The following is a 17,087-nucleotide window of genomic DNA, read 5'->3' on the forward strand; positions in this document are numbered from 1 at the left end:
TCATGGAAAGCGTCGCCCCGAAGGTAACCGTCGTCGTACCGACCTACAACGAACGCGACAACCTGCCCAAGATCGTCGAGCTTCTCGCGGCGTCGGAAATTCCGAACCTGCATGTGCTGGTCGTCGACGACAACTCGCCGGACGGCACCGGTGAGGTCGCCGACACGCTCGCGCAGAGCGGTCCGATCCCGGTCGGAGTCCTGCACCGGACCGTGAAGGACGGCCTCGGACGGGCCTACGTCGCCGGGATGACCCGGGCGCTGGACGAGGGCGCGGACATCGTGATCCAGATGGACGCCGACCTGTCGCACCCCACCGAGGCCATTCCGCGGATGGTGGAGACGCTGGCGACGACGGACGCGGCCGTCGTGCTCGGCTCCCGCTACGTGGCCGGTGGCGCGGTCGCCAGCGACTGGCCCTGGCATCGCAAGGCGCTGTCGGCGTGGGCGAACTTCTACGTCAACGCGATCCTGCGGTTGCGCGTCAAGGACGCCACCGCCGGGTTCAAGGCGTGGCACGCGGACACCCTGCGGGCCATCGACGTCGACGGTGTGCAGAGCAACGGGTACGCGTTCCAGGTGGAGATGAACTACCGCACGGTGCAGCGCGGCATGACCATCGCGGAGGTCCCGATCCGGTTCGAGGAGCGCACCGACGGGGTGTCCAAGATGAGCCTCGCCGTGCAGATCGAGTCCGCGCTGGTCCCGTGGAAGTTGCGGTTCAGTGGTGACGCAGCGCAGCCGAGCCGAGTACGCGGCTGACGGCGATCTCCACGACCACGCGGGTCGGGTTCACCCGGGGCTGGCGGTACCTCGCGGCGTAGCGGGCCACGGCGTCGGCGACGGAATCGGGGTCGGTCAGCACCCGGGCGGGGCCCTCGAGGGTCATCCAGCGTGGTCCGTCCACCTGGCTCACCGCGCCGTACCCTCCGCGTTCGGCGTTGATGGCCTTCTGCGAGGAGCCGTTGGTGATGACCCGCGCCAGCCCGTGCTCCTGATCCCAGGTGAAGCCGACGGCGACGACGTGCGGGGTGCCGTTCTTGCGGAGGGTGGTGAGCGTCCCGAGGTGGTATTCACCGAGGAAGGTGAGCGCCGCGTCGGTCAGGCGGATCGGGGTGGAGGGGGTGCGGTCCATGCCCCGACGGTAATCCAGGACACTGGACGGGTGAGCCTGGGATCGAAGAAGAACAGCGGCAAGCCCGGCGACGACGGGGTGGTACTCCTCCTCGGTGGTCGCAGCGAGATCGGCCTCGAGATCGCCACCCGGCTCGCACCCGGTCGCACGATCGTCCTCGCCGCCCGCCGCAGCACCGAACTCGCCGCCGAACGGCAGGCGCTGCTGGACGCGGGCGCGTCTGTGGTGGACTGCGTGGAATTCGACGCCGACGACCTCGACAGCCACGAGAAGCTGCTGCGGTCCGTGGTGGACGCGCACGGACCGCTGTCGGTGGCGGTGCTGGCGTTCGGCATTCTCGGCGATCAGGCGCGCGCTGAGCGGGACGCGCGGCACGCCGTTGCCGTGGTCCACACCGACTACGTCGCGCAGGTCGGTGTGCTCACTCATCTCGCGACCCTGCTCCGGGAACAGCGGTCGGGACGGATCGTGGTGTTCTCGTCCGTCGCAGGTGTGCGCGTGCGCCGTGCCAACTACGTGTACGGGTCGGCGAAGGCGGGCCTGGACGGGTTCGCCTCCGGTCTCGGTGACGCCCTCCACGGCAGCGGCGTCTCCCTCCTGCTCGTGCGGTCCGGTTTCGTGATCGGCCGGATGACCGAGGGGATGTCGCCGGCGCCGATGTCGAGCACACCGGCGCAGGTCGCGGACGCGGTCGTGCGGGGTCTGCACCGCGGTGCGAGCCGAGTGTGGGTGCCGGGACGGTTGCGCCCGGTGTTCTTCGTTCTGAGGTTGCTGCCGCAGGCGGTCTGGCGCCGGATGCCGCGATGACCGACCCGATCGTCGTCGTCGGTATCGGTGCCGACGGGTGGGACGGTCTGTCGCCGTCCGCGCGACGCGCGATCGAGGGCGCCGACGTCGTGATGGGTTCGGGCCGGCAACTCGCCCTGATTCCCGAGTCGCCGGCGCTGCGGGTGGCCTGGCCGTCGCCGCTCGTCCCCGCGCTGCCGGGCTTGTTCGAACAGCACCACGGTCGGCGGGTGTGTGTCCTGGCCAGCGGAGACCCGATGTTCCACGGTATCGGCGTCACCCTCGTCGACCTGCTCGGCGCGGAGCGGGTGCGGGTGATCTCGCACCCGTCGTCGGCCACGCTGGCCTGCGCCCGGCTGGGCTGGGCGGCGCACGAGACGCCCGTGGTCAGTCTCGTGAACCGGCCGGTGGACACGCTCCTGCCTGCACTCGGCGATCACACGCGACTGCTCGTGCTGAGCCGCGACGAACACACCCCCGCCGCCGCGGCCGAACTTCTGACGAAACACGGGTTCGGGCTGTCGCGGCTCACCGTGCTCGGCGAACTGGGCGGACCCGACGAGTCGAGGCTCGACGGAACGGCGTCGGCCTGGTCGCATGATCCGGGGGCCCGGCTGAACGTGATCGCGATCGACTGCCGGGCCGACTCCGGCACCATCCGGCTGACCCGGATGCCCGGACTGCCCGACGTCGCGTTCACGGGCGACGGGCAGATGACCAAACACGAGATCCGCGCACTGACGCTCTGCGCTCTCGCCCCCGCGGCGGGGGAGCTGCTGTGGGACGTGGGAGGTGGGTCCGGCACGGTCGCGATCGAATGGATGCGCACCCACCCCCTCTGCCGGGCAGTGACTTTCGAGCGCAGCGCGGCACGTGCCGACCAGATCGATTCGAACGCTTCGGCGCTCGGGGTGCCGTCTCTCCCCGTGTTCGGTGACGCACCCGCAGCGTTCGAGGACGTACCGCCGGACCTGTCCACACCGGACGCGATCTTCGTCGGCGGTGGCGTCACGCAGGACGGTCTGCTCGAGGAGTGCTGGTCCCGGCTCCGAGTCGGCGGCCGGATGGTGGCCAATGCGGTGACGGCGGAATCGGAAGCACTTCTGCTGCAATGGTTCTCGAAATGCGGAGGGCAGCTCCGCAAGTTTCAGGTGTATCGCGGTGAGCCGCTCGGCGGGTTCACCGCGTGGCGGCCGCAACTGCCGGTGGCGCAGTGGTCGGCGACGAAGCAGTCGAAAGGTGATGCGACATGACGGTGTACTTCATCGGGGCAGGTCCCGGCGCGGCCGACCTGGTCACGGTCCGCGCGCAGCGGATCATCGCGGCCAGCCCCGTCTGCCTGTACGCGGGCAGCCTCGTCCCGCAGGAACTGCTGGCGGAATGCCCCGAGGGTGCGCGGGTGATCGACACGGCGCGGCTGAGTCTCGACGAGATCGTCGCCCTGCTGATCGAGGCGGACGCGGCCGGTCAGGACGTCGCCCGGCTGCATTCGGGTGATCCGTCGATCTTCAGTGCCGTCGCCGAACAGGTGCGCCGGCTCGAGGCCGCCGGCGTCGCGTACACCGTGGTGCCCGGGGTTCCCGCGTTCACCGCCGCGGCGGCGTCGCTGGGGCGGGAGTTGACCGTTCCCGGTGTCTCGCAGTCGATCGTGCTGACTCGCGTGTCCACGCTGTCCACCGCGATGCCGGAGGGTGAGGACCTGCGTTCCCTCAGCCGCAGCGGTGCCACGATGGTGGTGCACCTGGGTGCGCACCGGATCGATCAGATCGCCCTGGAACTCACCGAGAACTACGGCCGCGACTGTCCTGCCGCCGTAGTCGCGTTCGCGTCGCGTCCCGACGAGATCGTGCTCCGCGGCACCCTGGCCACGATCGCCGATCAGGTGAAGGCCGCGGGCGTCACGAAGACCGCCGTGGTCATCGTCGGGAAAGTGCTTGCTGCCGAAGGATTTCCGGACAGTTACCTGTATTCCGCCACTCGCGAGCGCACCACCCACTGAGCGTGGCACGTATCCTGATCCTCGGCGGCACCGGGGAGGCCCGAGATCTCGCCGCCGCGCTCACGGACGTTCCGGGGGTCGACACCGTGTCCTCCCTCGCCGGCCGGGTCCGCGATCCGCGCCTGCCCGTCGGTGACGTGCGGATCGGCGGATTCGGGGGAGCGGACGGACTCGACGAGTGGCTGCGCGCGCATCCCGTCGACGCGATCGTGGACGCGACGCATCCGTTCGCGGCGCAGATCACGAGCAACGCTGCCGACGTCGCGCACCGTCGCGGGATACCGCACGTCGTGCTGCGGCGCCCGGAATGGTCCGCACGTCCCGGCGAACGCTGGCACCGCGCCGCCGACCTCGTCGACGCGGCCGCACTGCTGCCAGACCTGGGAACGAGAGTCTTTCTCACCATCGGCAGGCAGGGGGTCGACGCGTTCGCCGGCCTGAACGCACTGTGGTTTCTGATCCGCGCGATCGATCCACCCGACGTGGCGACGCCGCCGCAGTCGACACTGCTCCTCGCCCGCGGGCCATTCGCGGTGGCCGACGAGATCTCGCTGATGCGTGAGCACCGTATCGACGTCCTGGTCACCAAGAACAGTGGCGGCGGTCAGACCGACGCGAAACTCGACGCCGCCCGCACACTGGGCGTGCCGGTGCTGATGATTCGCCGTCCACCGTTGCCGTCGGCAACGGCAACGGTGGACGACGTCGCGGGAGCAGTCGAGTGGATCGCCTCGGTCACACGATGAGGACGCGGGTGCGGTGACCCGTCAGCAGGCCGGCGCCGGCGCGTCCTCGGACAGCGGCTTGCCCTCCGGTTCCGTGTAGAACGCGAGCAACACCAGCGGTTCGGTGCCCAGATTCGAGCCCTCGTGCACGTGATCGCTTCCGTGGTCCTCGGTGATCGCCTGACCGGCTGTCGTTACCGCTTTCGTGCAGTTCTGCAGAGTGCGGGACAGCACACCGGATTCGACGAACGCGTACACCGGACCGTCGTGGAAGTGCCACCCCGTCGTGCCGCCGGGGGCGATCTCGATGCGCCGCAGCGTGAGATCCGTGCCCGCCGAACTGCCCGCGACCGCCGGAACCGTGGTCTCGAACAGCACCTGCGCGGTCACTCCCGACGACGGCGTGGCCTGGGCGGGGGACGCGGACAGTACCGCGGCGACGGCACAAGACAAGACGACCACACTCGATCTGAGGAGCATCGTGACGACCTCTCGGCGCGCTGGTCCGGCACACTGTGTGCAGGCATCCAGGGAGTGCAATTCGGCGTGTCCAGGGTAGGGCTCCGGTGAGAGCCGCCGCGGGGATATCCGCGAACCCGATCCCGCGTCGACTGCCTCCGGGTGCTCTTGTCGTCCCCCTCGGCGACACTGTAGTGGCGTGCAGGTTGCGGCGATGACGTCGTGGCCGTGAGATATTCGGGGCGGACCGACGGGAAGAGTATGACGATCGAGCAGTTGCTGACCACGCACTTTCCGGACGATCCCGTCTTGGACGCGGCGCTCGCTACGGCACTTCTGCGTCGCACCGCGCGAGAGCCGAATGCCCCTGCACTGATCCGCATCTACAGTCCCGCGCGGACGCTGTCGTTCGGACGTCTGGACGCTGTTCGACCGCAGTTTCCGGCCGCCGCCGCGGCGGCGCGGCGACACGGATTCACCCCCGTCGTCCGAGGAGCCGGCGGTCGGGCGGCGGCCTACCACGAGCAGACCCTCGTCGTGGAGATGTTCTCCCGGGACACCGAGGGCATGGTCGGGGCGCGCCCCCGCTTCCAGCGCATCACCCCGCGGCTCGTCGGCGTGCTGAGGAAGCTGGGTGTCGACGCTCGCATCGGACCGGTGCCCGGTGAGTATTGCCCCGGTGATTGGACGGTGAACGGCGCAGGCCGCGTCAAGCTGGCAGGGACCGCGCAGCGAATAGTCGCCGGGGCGTGGCTCTTCGGCTTCGAACTGGTGGTCTCCGATTCCGACCCCCTGCGAGCGGTTCTCACCGATGTCAATGCAGCCCTCGAGTTGGAGTTCGACCCCGGCACCGCGGCGGCCCTGACGGACCTGAACCCGGCCGTCACGCTCGAACAGGTCCGGGCAGCGATCCTCGCCGAAACCGGCGTGGTCCGCGAACGGACCGCCGACCCCGACCTCCTGGAGGAGGCCGCGAACCTGCGCGACGCACATGTGGCGTGAGGCGTTACCGCGCCGTGCGCCAAGGACGGCGAATTCGACCTGCAACGGCAAGTCCTTTCCGGGCCCAGAGCATCGAGTCCTACCCGAAGCAGCAGACAAATGGCCCTACTGCTCCCGCTCTTCTGCATGCTGTAACGAATGACGACGGCCCGGCGACGGCATCGGTGACCCCGCGGCACGCCCCAGCCGTGTCCGAGCGAACCGGATGGGTCCCCACGGGAGATAGATCCGATGCGACGACGTACCTCGAACGTCCTACCTGGACGGGGAACTTCGGCTGCTTCTGTTCTGGTTGGACTGGGTGCTCTCTTCCTGGGTGTCGCACCCGTCGCGACCGCGGCGCCCACGGATACCGTCCTGTCGGTGCCGGTCATCGGAATCACCAATTTGCCTTTCCTGGCCGGAATCCTGGTAGTTGGCTTTCTTGCGTTGGTTTTCAACCTGACGATGGGTACACCGTAAGACGGTGCGCCTCGGGCGGTGACCTCATCGGATTCCAGCCGATCCCCTCGGAGGGGAGATGCGCCTGGGCCGGATCCGGTGCCAAACCGGTTGGTGTGAAGATCAGTTCGATGACGTACCCGGCAGCGACCATGGACAGGTAGAACACCCCGCGGATCCGCACGGTCATTTTCCACCCGTAGTATTTGCGGTAGATGTTGAGGATCGGCAGGATCAGCAGGTCCGCGAAGATGAACGCTATAACCCCGCCGAAGCTGATGCCGCCGGTCCACAACACCACCGCTAGCGGCACGTTCCCGACCGAGCAGACAAACCGGGCACGTCCACGTCCGGGCTGCTACGCAGCGAGGCACAATGCGGCGGCCGCACCCGAATCGGTGGTGACCACTTCGTATCCGCCTCTGAGATTGATCCCCAGGGCACGCAGGATCTGTGGTTCGTCGTCGACGACGAGTACGCGGGTCATCCCGACCGGGTGTCCGCCCCGGCCAGCTCGACGATCATGGTGAGTCCCCCGCCGGGGGTGTCGGTGGCGGAGATGCTGCCGCCCATCGCGTCGACGAACCCCCGCACGACCGACAGGCCGAGCCCTACCCCGGTTGTCGTGTCCCGGTCGCCCGATCGTTGGAACGGCGCGAACATCCGTTCCGCTTGTCCTCGCGGTATTCCCGGTCCGGTGTCGGCCACGGTGATCAGGGTGCGCTCGCCCACCGCCCCGGCGCCCACACGGACCACGGAGTCTCCGCCGTAGCGGAGGGCGTTGTCGACGAGGTTCGCGATCACCCGCTCGAGGAGGCCCGGGTCGGCCATGGCGGCGACCGAGCCGACGTCCACCTGTACGCATTCGCGGACTCGGGTTCCGGTCCGTCCGTCGATGCCCAGTCCCATCAGCGCCTCGTGGACGACCTCGTCGAGGTACACCGGCCGCAGGGTGGGCGTCACCACCCCGGCCGCGAGCCGGGAGGAATCGAGCAGGTTGCCCACCAGCGCGGTCAGCGCATCGGCCGATTCCTCGATCGTGGCCAGCAGTTCGGCGGTGTCTTCCGGGGAGAAGTCGACGTCGTCGCTGCGCAGGCTGGACGCCGCCGCCTTGACGGCGGCCAGTGGTGTGCGCAGGTCGTGACTGACCGCGGACAGCAGGGATCGTCTCAACCGGTCCGCCTCCGCGAGGGTCCGCGCTTTGCCGGCTTCCTGGGCGAGGGTGCTCTGTCGAATCAGTCCCACCGCCTGGTTCGCCACCGCGAGCAGTACTCTCCGGTCCCGCGCGTGCACCTCGGGGCCGCGCAGGGCGAGTGCGTACTCGCCCTCGGTCACTGCGCACACGGTGTCCGCGTCGTCGGTTCTCGTTGCTGGATTCGGCCCCACCGAGCTGATCAGGCCATCTTCTTGCGAGAGCATGCTCACCGAATCCTGACCGTAGGTCTCGCGGACCTTCTCGAGTAGTGCTGCCAGGCCTGCGCCGCGGAGCACCGACCCGGCGAACAGTGCCAGCAGTTCCGCTTCCTGCGATGCCCTGCGGGCCTCCCGCGTGCGCTGAGCGGCCGAATCGACCAGCACCGCAACGGCAACGGCCACCACCAGCAGCACCACCGTGATGATGAAGTTGTCCGGCTCGGCGATCGTGAAACTGTGCACCGGCGGGGTGAAGAAGTAGTTGAGGAGCAGGCCCGAGGCGAGGGCGGACAGGGCCGCGGGGGCGACGCCGCCGAGCAAGGACACGACGAGGACGACGATGAAGAACAGTGCGCCTTCGCCGCCGATCCCGAACCAGCGGTCCACCAGACTCATCACGGCGGCCGCGGCACCGGGGACGAGCACGGCCGCGAGCCACGCCGTCACCGTCCGCGACCGCGACGCGACCGGTGGGACCCGCCGCGGGCGGCTAGCCTCCTCGTACGTCACCAGGTGCACGTCGATGGATCCGGATTGTTGCACGACGCGCACACCAATTCCCTCGTCGACGATCCGCGCCCACCGTGATCGCCGCGACGTCCCGAGCACCAACTGGGTGGCGTTGGCGGCCCGGGCGAAGTCGAGCAGCGTCGCCGGTACGTCGTCCCCGACCACGCTGTGCAGGCTCGCCCCGAGGCTCGCGGCGAGGGCCCGCACCTTCCCCATTTCCGGTGCGGACACCCCGGCCCGGCCGTCACCGCGCACCACGTGCACGACGATCAGCTCGGCACTCGACCGCGACGCGATGCGGCTCGCCCGCCGCACCAACGTTTCCGATTCGGGTCCACCGGTCACCGCGACCACCACCCGTTCGCGGGCTTCCCACGTGTCGGTGATCCGGTTCGCCGCCCGGTATTTCGTGAGGGCGGCATCTACCTGGTCGGCCACCCACAGCAGGGCGAGCTCCCGCAGTGCGGTGAGGTTGCCCTGCCGGAAGTAGTTACCCAGCGCCGCGTCGACCTTGTCGGGGGTGTAGATGTTTCCGTGGGATAGTCTGCGCCGCAACGCTTCCGGGGTGATGTCCACCAGCTCGACCTGCGCCGCCGTGCGCACGATCTCGTCGGGGACGGTCTCCGGCTGGGTCACGCCCGTGATGTGTTGGACCACGTCGCTCAGGCTCTCGAGGTGCTGGATGTTGAGCGTGGTGAGGACATCGATTCCGGCGGCGAGGAGTTGCTCGACGTCCTGCCAGCGCTTGTCGTTGGCGCTGCCCGGTGTGTTGGTGTGGGCGAGTTCGTCCACCAGCACCAGGGCGGGGCGCCGGGCCAGCACCGCGTCCACGTCGAGTTCGGCGCCCCGCGTCCCGCGGTAGTCGATGATCTTGGGGGCGATCACCTCGAGGTCGCCGAGCTGGGCTGTGGTGTGCTCGCGGCCGTAGGTCTGCACCACGGCCACCACGACGTCGCAGCCTCGTTCGCGGCGGCGGTGCGCCTCACCGAGCATCGCGTACGTCTTGCCGACGCCCGGGGCCGCGCCGAGATAGATGCGGAGTTCTCCGCGCCCGGTCTCTCCGGCCGTGCGCTCACCGTCGCGGTTGTCGCTGCTCACCTGGTCATCATCCACCAGTGGGTGACGTCTTCACCCACGCCGAGTTCGGCATGCTCGTGTGGGAGGCGATGCTCTCATCGGGGCGGGCCGAACTACCGAGGCGGAAGTCGTTCGCGGGCCTCACGTAGTGGCCACTGTGCCGGAGCCGGGCGCCGCTGGCGTCGAAGTCAGTTCCCGTGGGAATTATCGGGCTCGTACAACGATGCCCACACCCAGAACGAGGACAGCAGGTCCGCAGTTCGCCGGCCGCGGTCGGTCAGACGATACGTGGTGGCGTGCCTTACGCGGGAATCCCAACTGCCGATGTGATCGCTGACCACCAGCCCATGCGCGGCCAGGATCCGCAGGGGCGGCATGAGAGTCCGTCGCCCCAACTCGAGGATCGCACCGAGGGAGGCACCCGTCTGTGATCCCTGGGAGAGGACATCGAGCACCTCCACCGTGAACCGGTGGTCAACTATCGCGCGCAAATCTGATCGGGAGCACCGCCCACTGCATTCGGCGGAACCTGCGTAGACGTCCGGATCACGCATACCGCGGACGATACGACCGCGCCGACGTGACCGGGGAGCTGCCTTGACGGCTTCCGTACGCCACGGGGCCGATTCTTTACACGATCCCTACGCGGTGACACCGCCACCGGTGCCTGCCCCAATCTAGGCTGAATCGTTGTGGCATCAACAGCATCGTTGCTCAAGCGGGTCGTTCTGGGGCGCCCGCAGCGCAGTGACCGGCTCGGGCACACCCTGCTCCCGAAACGGATTGCGCTGCCCGTCTTCGCCAGCGATCCACTGTCCTCGGTGGCGTATGCGACGCAGGAAATCCTGTTGATCCTGACCCTCGGCGGGTTGACCTACCTGTACATGGCGCCGTGGATCGCCGGCGCGGTCGTGGTACTGCTCGCCGTGGTCGTGCTGTCCTACCGGCAGGTGGTGCGCGCCTATCCCAGCGGCGGCGGATCCTACGAGGTGGTCTCCGAGAACCTGGGCGCCCTCCCCGGGCTGGTCGTCGCGGCCGCGTTGCTGGTCGACTACGTCATGACCGTCGCCGTGTCCGTCGCGGCAGGGGTGGACAACATCATCTCCGCGATCCCCGATCTCAATGCGCACCGGGTTGCCCTCTGTATCGGCTTCATCGTGCTGCTCACGGCGATGAACCTGCGCGGCATCCGCGAATCGGGCCGCGCGTTCGCCGCCCCGACCTACGCGTTCGTCGCCGGGGTGATGGTGATGATCGCGATCGGGCTCGTACAGGCGCTGCTCGGTGATCCGCCGCAGGCCGAAAGCGCGAACTACCAGATCCACGCCGAACAGGTCGGCCTCAACACTCTGGCGGTGGCGTTTCTGGTGCTTCGCGCGTTCTCCTCCGGGTGTACCGCGCTGACCGGTGTCGAAGCCATTTCCAATGGTGTGCCCGCGTTTCGTAAGCCCAAGGCCCTCAACGCCGCCCGGACGATGGCCGCGATGGGGGCCATCTCGATCACCATGTTCACCGGAGTCACCGCGCTCGCACTGATCGCGCACACTCGTGTTACCGAGAACACCTGCGATCTGATCGGCTTCACCGGCGACTGCGCTACGGATCCTCAGCGCACCGTCATCGCCCAGATCGCCGCCGCGGTGTTCGGTAACGACAGCATCATGTTCTTCTACATGCAGGCGACCACCGCGCTGATCCTGATCCTGGCCGCGAACACCGCCTACAACGGGTTCCCGCTGCTGAGTTCGATCCTCGCGCAACACCGGTACCTGCCCCGCCAGCTGCACACTCGCGGCGACCGGCTGGCGTACTCGAACGGCATCATCTTGCTGGCGGTGGTCGCCGGCACCCTGATCTACGCGTTCGACGGATCGGCGACCCGCCTGATTCAGCTCTACATCGTGGGAGTGTTCACCTCGTTCACGTTGTGCCAGGCCGGGATGGTGCGGCATTGGAACCGCGCACTCGCCGACACACTCACCCCGTCGGAACGTGGCCGGATCCACCGCGCGCGTGCCATCAACGCGTTCGGTGCCTCGTTCACCGGCATCGTCCTCGTGGTCGTCATGGTCACCAAGTTCACCCACGGCGCCTACCTGGTCGTCATCGCCATCCCGGTCCTGTGCCTGCTCATGCACGGAATTCATCGTCACTACGCGGCCGTGCGGGCCGAACTCGAGGCCAACGAGGACGAGGACACCCTGCCGAGCCGGGTCCACGCCATCGTGCTGGTCTCCGGTTGGCACAAGGCCACCAATCGGGCGATCATGTTCGCCCGCGCGACCCGGCCGGACACGATCGTCGCCCTGACCGTGAACGTGGACGACTCCGATACCCGTCTGCTGCACAAGGAGTGGGACGACCACAACGCGAGCATCCCGCTCACGGTGATCGAGTCCCCCTACCGCGAAATCACCCGGCCCGTCGTCGACTACGTCAAACGCATCCGCCGCACCAGCCCCCGGGACGTGGTCAGTGTCTACATTCCCGAGTATGTCGTCGGGCGGTGGTGGGAAAACCTGCTGCACAACCAGAGTTCGCTGCGTCTGAAGGGGCGGCTGCTGTTCGAGCCGGGGGTGATGGTGACCAGTGTGCCCTGGCAAATGCACTCGACCGGGCACCGTGACCTCACCCGTCCCGAGCACAGCCCGGGAGAGATCCGTCGGGGCATCACCGGCGCGGACACCAGATGACGGCGCCCCCATCCCGGCCGTCTCGTTCGTCGTCGCGGTGGGCGCGCCGGTGAAGGATTCCGCGCACCTCATCCCGGCCCGCTCCCGCGGTCCTGGCGTCAGGATTGCGGCGCGACGCCGCTGCCGAACCCTCCTGCAGGCGTGGGATGTTCCGCACAGCCTCGACCACTTCGAGACGACCCTCGGGTCGACCATGGTCGTCTCCACCGGCAAGGCCACGGGACGGCCTCCGGTGGTGGTACTGCCCGGGGCCGGGCTCAGCGCCGCGACCGTCCTCGCCGCCGTCGGCGCAGTGGCGAGAACGCACCGAGTGTTCGTGCCGGACCTACCCGGTGAACCCGGCCTGAGCACCTCCAGACGGCCGCGCCGGCGCCGGCTTCACGCCTACGGCGGATGGCTCGACGAAATGCTCCCGCAACTCACCGACAAACCGGTGATCCTCGCCGGGCATTCGCTGGGTGCCGGGATCGCGCTCGCCTGCACTCCGAGCGAGCGGATCACCGGCCTCGTCCTGCTCAACCCCGCCGGCATCGTTCCAGTGAAGCGGTCGCTCGAGCTGACGAAACTTCGTGCCGCATCAGTGCGGCATACCCTGCGGACCAACAGCGACCGCATCCTGACATATCTGAGTGCGCCTCGGTTCATGCCCGATGACGATGTGATCGACTGGTTCAGCATGGCAACGCAGTACCGGTTTCTCGGCACCCTGCCGCGGCCCCTGCCCGCCCGAGACCTCCGCCGGTGGGCGCGGGGTGTCCCGATCATCGTCGCCACCGGCGAGCAGGACACGCTCTTTCCGCCGGGCCGTCTACGCGGCCCGGTCCGTGCGCTGCTCGCGGCGGATGTGCAGGTACTGCCGCGCTGCGGCCACCTGACCCTGCGCGAATTTCCCGGGGCACTGACGCGGTTAGTCGAGTCGTGGGCCCCCACCTAACGACCTGGAACCGGTGCGACGCCGGTTCAGAAGTGCCCGAGTGGCGGAGTTGGTCGCGGATCAACCGCCGGGGACGCGAGTATCTGCGCCGGGCCCCGAAGCCGACTGACAGACTGTGACCGTACTTGGTGGTGGGTAGCCCGGTGCGCGGATTCTCCAGTCCGGCCACGATAGGCTGATGGTGGTGCGCCGGGAAGTCTGGTCGGCAAATTGGTTCGCTACATCCCGACCCGCACGAGGACCGCACCATGCGCATCGAGCCATCCTGTACGACCGCCACCCGCCGACACGCAACCCGGTTGCCTGGAACGACGGCCAGGGGGCGGCCATGAAACGTATCCCGGTCGCCACCCATGGGATCTACCGCGAACGCGGGGACAGTGTTCCCGTGCGCCGCACCTGCCGGGACAGACTGCAGGGGTGGCCTGTGCCCCATTCCCTCGAACGGATCGACACATCCCTGGGAGCGACCACCGTTCTGACGGCCGGGATAAGCACCGGGCGACCTCCGGTGGTGATGCTGCCCGGTGCCGGGCTCAACGCCGCGATGAGTCTGGCGACCGTGTGCACGCTACGGACAGAGCACCGGATCCTGATCCCCGATCTTCCGGGTGAGCCGGGACTGAGCTCGTCCCGGCGACCGCATCACCACCTGCCCGAGGCGTATGGGAGCTGGCTCGACGAGCTACTGCCCCAACTGTGTGCGGAACCGGTGGTGGTGCTCGGTCACTCCCTCGGTGCCGCGATCGCGCTGGCGTCCACCCCCGACAAGACCCGGGTCGCCGGACTGGTCCTGGTCAATCCCGCAGGAATCGTGCCGATCAAGCGCACGCTGGAGGTGACGCGGTTGCGCACGAAGTGGCTGCTCGATCCCTCCTTCGAGCACAGCGAACAGCTCCTGTCGTATCTGATGGCACCCGGTTTCCTTCCGGACATGAGCCTGGTCAGCTGGTACAGCATGATCTCCGAGCACTGTTCCCCCGGGCGGCTTCCGAGCGCACTACCCGCCCGCCCGATCCGCCGCTGGGCCGGGCAGGTCCCCATCGTCGTCGCCACCGGCGAGCACGACCGCCTGATTCACCCGGATCGTCTTCGAGGACCGGCCCGGGCGCTGCTCGGTGTCGACATGCGCACCATTGCACGGTGCGGCCACCTCGCCCTGCGGGAAGCCGCCGACGCCGTCGCGGAGCTGATCTCCTCGCTCCCACCCCTCCAGAAGGACACCGAGTGAGCACCCCGCACCCCACCCGGACACCCCTGTTCCCCCGAGGGTCATGGGCCGAAACCTCCCGCATCGCGCAGATTCTCCGGAAGGAGACCGTCGGCGGCGCCCTGCTGCTCGCCGCGACCGTCGTCGCCATGGTGTGGGCGAACTCGCCCTGGTCCGGCGGCTACGACGCCCTGCGGGATGTCACGATCGGGCCCGCCGCCTGGCACCTGGATCTGCCGCTCGGGACGTGGGCGGCGGACGGGCTGCTGGCGATCTTCTTCTTCGTCGTCGGCCTCGAACTCAAACGCGAATTCGTCGCCGGCGACCTACGCGACCCCCGCCGAGCCGCACTACCGATCGTCGCGGCCATCGGCGGCATGGCCGTACCCGCTGTGCTGTTCGCCCTGGTGAATCTGCGCACCGGCGGAGATGCCCTGCAGGGGTGGGCGATTCCCACGGCCACCGACATCGCGTTCGCCCTGGCGGTGCTCGCGGTGATCAGCACCCACCTGCCCTCGACGCTGCGCACCTTCCTGCTGACTCTCGCCGTGGTGGACGATCTGCTCGCCATCACCATCATCGCCGTCTTCTACTCCGACACTGTCCCCCATCCCGCTCCTGGCCGCCTTGATTCCGTTCGCCGCCTTCACCTTCGCGGTGCAGCGCCGGATCCGGTCCTGGTGGCTGCTGATTCCCCTCGCCGCGCTCACCTGGGCGCTGGTGCACGCCTCCGGGGTGCACGCCACCGTCGCCGGCGTTCTCCTCGGCTTCGCGGTTCCCGTGATCCGCAGCCAGGCGGCCGGCGGCCCGGACGCCGGACCCGGGCTGGCCGAGCACTTCGAGCGCCGGATCCGGCCGATCTCCGCCGGGTTCGCGGTGCCGGTGTTCGCGTTCTTCGCCGCCGGGGTCACCGTCGGCGGCCTGGATGGGCTGACTGACGCCCTGTCCGATCCCATCGCGCTCGGGATCGTCGCCGGACTCGTCCTCGGCAAGACCGTCGGCATCTTCGGAACCACGTTCCTGATGTCCCGCTTCACACGGGCGAGCCTGGATTCCGGGTTGCGGTGGATCGACATCCTCGGCGTTGCGATGCTTGCGGGCATCGGATTCACCGTCTCGCTGCTGATCGGGGAATTGGCCTTCGGCGCGGCGTCCCTGCGCGATGACCACGTCAAGATCGGCGTCCTGTGTGGTTCCCTGGTCGCCGCCTTTATCGCCTCGATCCTGCTGCGGATCCGCAACCGCGCCTACCGGCTGATCGCCGAGGAGGAATCCGTTGACGAGGATGAAGACGGCATCCCCGACGTGTTCACCGACAACGGTGGACGAGACCGCTCACCGTAACGCCGGAACCCCGACACTCTCGGTCACCTTTGGTGTGTCTCGGCCGGACTGTGTTCTCGCCGGGCACAGCCCGGCCAGACACAGATGTCGGGTGATTCCCACTCAGGTGGCGGCGATGTCACGGCGGCGGAAGGTCGCGAGCCCCCCGGCGACCGCTGCCGCCGCAACCAGCAGAAGAGCAATCACCGGCGTGGCGGTGAAAGCTTCCAACGGCATCTGCGGAATGTGGCCCAGCGGTGAGAGATCGCCGATCCAATGCGGTAGTTGCAGGATGGGGCCGAAGGTGCCGACCAGGTACCCGAACACCGGCAGGATCCACACCGCACCGAACGCCCGGGGCACCAGACCGAACAGCAGCGCGGCGACCGCGGCCACGACCAGAACCGCCGGGGTGTGCGCGAGGTACGCGAGTTTGAGTGTCACGACGTACCCGGGCTCCCCGGTCACCAACGCCGCGCCGAGACCGGTGGCGGCGCCGGAGAAGCCGAGCAGCACGATCGAGCTGGCCGCGGCGGCGGCCACACCCGATCCCATCCACCCTGCCCGGCTGGTTTTCGTGGCCAGCACCGGGTCGGCGCGCCCGGCCTGTTCCTCGTTGCGCAGGCGGCGGACGGACAAGATCGCGAAGCAGGAGACGAGGAAGGCCATCGTGAAGCCCATCACACCGAGGTAGCCGTCGACGAGGTTGTCCTCGGCGCCGCCATGATCACCAGGATGTCGTCGGGCAGGTCCCCGAACGCGTCGGCGATCGATTCGGTGAACGCACCGTAGAACAGCCCGGCCACACTCAGTCCCACCGCCCAGCCGATAATGGCGCCGCGCTGCAGCCGCACCGCCAGGGTGAACGGATGCGACAGTGCCGCAGACGATTCCGCAGCCCCGAGCCGCGGCGCCACCAGGCCGGCGCCGACGTCCCGACGGCCGACGAGCACGTAGGCGCCGACCAACGCGGCACCGGCGAACCCGATCGACAGCGTCAGTGGCCACCAGCGGGGGTCGACGAACACCCGGGTTTGCTGCGACCACGCGATCGGCGAGAGCCAGGACAGGGCACTGCCGTGCTCGGCCGTGAGGTCACCGATCCCGCGGACCAGGAAGGCGGTCCCGAGGACGGCAGCGGCCAGCCCGGTGGCGGCCCGCGCGTGTTCGGTCACCTGACACATCAGGGCCGTGATCGCGGCGAACACCAGGCCGAGGGCGGCGAACCCGGTCAGGAGCAGCAGGGAGCCGGCGGCGTCGAACCCGGGGCCGGCCAGGGCCAAAGTTCCGGACACGACCAGGGCGGTGTTCGCCACGAGTGCGGTGAGCATCGCCGCGGTCAGCGGCGCAAATCGGCCGACCACCCCGGCGAGGATCAGTT

General features: G+C 68.7%; 15 protein-coding genes and 3 pseudogenes. 10 read left to right on the top strand and 8 right to left on the bottom strand.

Annotated features, from left to right (window positions below):
- The first annotated feature begins 2 nt into the window (after positions 1-2).
- The gene (locus GO592_RS10165) at positions 3-761 is read left to right on the top strand and encodes a polyprenol monophosphomannose synthase (RefSeq protein WP_007299070.1); all 759 of its coding nucleotides are present in this window, start codon (positions 3-5) and stop codon (positions 759-761) included.
- On the opposite strand, the gene GO592_RS10170 is transcribed toward GO592_RS10165, so the two are convergent.
- Positions 721-1,134, bottom strand: a complete 414-nt coding sequence (locus tag GO592_RS10170; RefSeq protein WP_005564285.1) for a TIGR03618 family F420-dependent PPOX class oxidoreductase — start codon at positions 1,132-1,134, stop codon at positions 721-723. The genes GO592_RS10165 and GO592_RS10170 overlap by 41 nt on opposite strands.
- Positions 1,135-1,164: 30 nt before the next feature.
- On the opposite strand from GO592_RS10170, the gene GO592_RS10175 reads away from it, so the two are divergent.
- From GO592_RS10175 to GO592_RS10190, 4 genes are read left to right on the top strand one after another with little or no spacing between them, the layout of a single operon-like run.
- Complete coding sequence (locus GO592_RS10175; protein WP_007299071.1) at positions 1,165-1,941, top strand: SDR family NAD(P)-dependent oxidoreductase; 777 nt, start codon at positions 1,165-1,167, stop codon at positions 1,939-1,941.
- Complete coding sequence (locus tag GO592_RS10180) at positions 1,938-3,173, top strand: bifunctional cobalt-precorrin-7 (C(5))-methyltransferase/cobalt-precorrin-6B (C(15))-methyltransferase (protein ID WP_007299072.1); 1,236 nt, start codon at positions 1,938-1,940, stop codon at positions 3,171-3,173. Before GO592_RS10175 ends, GO592_RS10180 begins: the two co-directional genes overlap by 4 nt.
- Complete coding sequence (gene cobM, locus GO592_RS10185) at positions 3,170-3,919, top strand: precorrin-4 C(11)-methyltransferase (protein ID WP_007299073.1); 750 nt, start codon at positions 3,170-3,172, stop codon at positions 3,917-3,919. The genes GO592_RS10180 and cobM overlap by 4 nt, the downstream gene beginning before the upstream one ends.
- Before the next feature lie 2 nt (positions 3,920-3,921).
- The gene (locus GO592_RS10190) at positions 3,922-4,665 is read left to right on the top strand and encodes a cobalt-precorrin-6A reductase (protein ID WP_007299074.1); all 744 of its coding nucleotides are present in this window, start codon (positions 3,922-3,924) and stop codon (positions 4,663-4,665) included.
- 21 nt (positions 4,666-4,686) lie between these two features.
- Here the strand turns inward: GO592_RS10190 and GO592_RS10195 are convergent, their stop codons facing one another.
- Positions 4,687-5,124, bottom strand: a complete 438-nt coding sequence (locus tag GO592_RS10195) for a cupin domain-containing protein (protein ID WP_007299075.1) — start codon at positions 5,122-5,124, stop codon at positions 4,687-4,689.
- Between the two features lie 240 nt (positions 5,125-5,364).
- On the opposite strand from GO592_RS10195, the gene GO592_RS10200 reads away from it, so the two are divergent.
- Positions 5,365-6,105, top strand: a complete 741-nt coding sequence (locus GO592_RS10200) for a lipoate--protein ligase family protein (protein ID WP_007299076.1) — start codon at positions 5,365-5,367, stop codon at positions 6,103-6,105.
- Positions 6,106-6,598: 493 nt separating this feature from the next.
- On the opposite strand, the pseudogene GO592_RS44150 reads toward GO592_RS10200, so the two are convergent.
- The 4 genes and pseudogenes from GO592_RS44150 to GO592_RS10220 all read right to left on the bottom strand — a co-directional run.
- Positions 6,599-6,880, bottom strand: a pseudogene (locus tag GO592_RS44150) (permease); the annotation flags it as partial.
- 45 nt (positions 6,881-6,925) lie between these two features.
- Positions 6,926-7,033 (bottom strand): annotated as a pseudogene (locus GO592_RS10210) (DNA-binding response regulator); the annotation flags it as partial.
- Entirely contained in the window at positions 7,030-9,567 is a 2,538-nt protein-coding gene (locus tag GO592_RS10215; protein WP_007299079.1) for a sensor histidine kinase, read from the bottom strand. The pseudogene GO592_RS10210 and the gene GO592_RS10215, both read right to left, overlap by 4 nt.
- Positions 9,568-9,734: 167 nt before the next feature.
- Positions 9,735-10,037, bottom strand: a complete 303-nt coding sequence (locus GO592_RS10220) for a winged helix-turn-helix transcriptional regulator (protein ID WP_007299080.1) — start codon at positions 10,035-10,037, stop codon at positions 9,735-9,737.
- A 201-nt stretch (positions 10,038-10,238) separates the two neighbouring features.
- Between GO592_RS10220 and GO592_RS10225 the strand changes: the two genes are divergently transcribed.
- From GO592_RS10225 to nhaA, 4 genes and pseudogenes are all read left to right on the top strand, one after another.
- Positions 10,239-12,239, top strand: coding sequence for an APC family permease (locus GO592_RS10225; RefSeq protein WP_039952133.1), 2,001 nt, complete (start codon positions 10,239-10,241; stop codon positions 12,237-12,239).
- Entirely contained in the window at positions 12,169-13,173 is a 1,005-nt protein-coding gene (locus GO592_RS10230) for an alpha/beta fold hydrolase (protein WP_202715109.1), read from the top strand. Before GO592_RS10225 ends, GO592_RS10230 begins: the two co-directional genes overlap by 71 nt.
- A gap of 328 nt (positions 13,174-13,501) precedes the next feature.
- On the top strand, positions 13,502-14,404 hold the full coding sequence (locus tag GO592_RS10235) for an alpha/beta fold hydrolase (protein WP_007299083.1): 903 nt from the start codon (positions 13,502-13,504) through the stop codon (positions 14,402-14,404).
- Positions 14,401-15,727, top strand: a pseudogene (gene nhaA / locus GO592_RS10240) (Na+/H+ antiporter NhaA). The gene GO592_RS10235 and the pseudogene nhaA overlap by 4 nt, the downstream one beginning before the upstream one ends.
- 102 nt (positions 15,728-15,829) lie before the next feature.
- On the opposite strand, the gene GO592_RS44155 reads toward nhaA, so the two are convergent.
- Positions 15,830-16,387: a hypothetical protein gene (locus GO592_RS44155; RefSeq protein WP_007299086.1), complete on the bottom strand. Its 558-nt coding sequence runs from the start codon at positions 16,385-16,387 to the stop codon at positions 15,830-15,832.
- A complete protein-coding gene (locus GO592_RS44160; RefSeq protein WP_007299087.1) occupies positions 16,387-17,070 on the bottom strand; it encodes a hypothetical protein in 684 nt (227 codons plus the stop codon). The genes GO592_RS44155 and GO592_RS44160 overlap by 1 nt, the downstream gene beginning before the upstream one ends.
- Between the last annotated feature and the right edge of the window lie 17 nt (positions 17,071-17,087).

Source organism: Rhodococcus sp. 21391, assembly GCF_016772255.1.
Taxonomy (GTDB): Bacteria; Actinomycetota; Actinomycetes; order Mycobacteriales; family Mycobacteriaceae; genus Rhodococcus_F; species Rhodococcus_F opacus.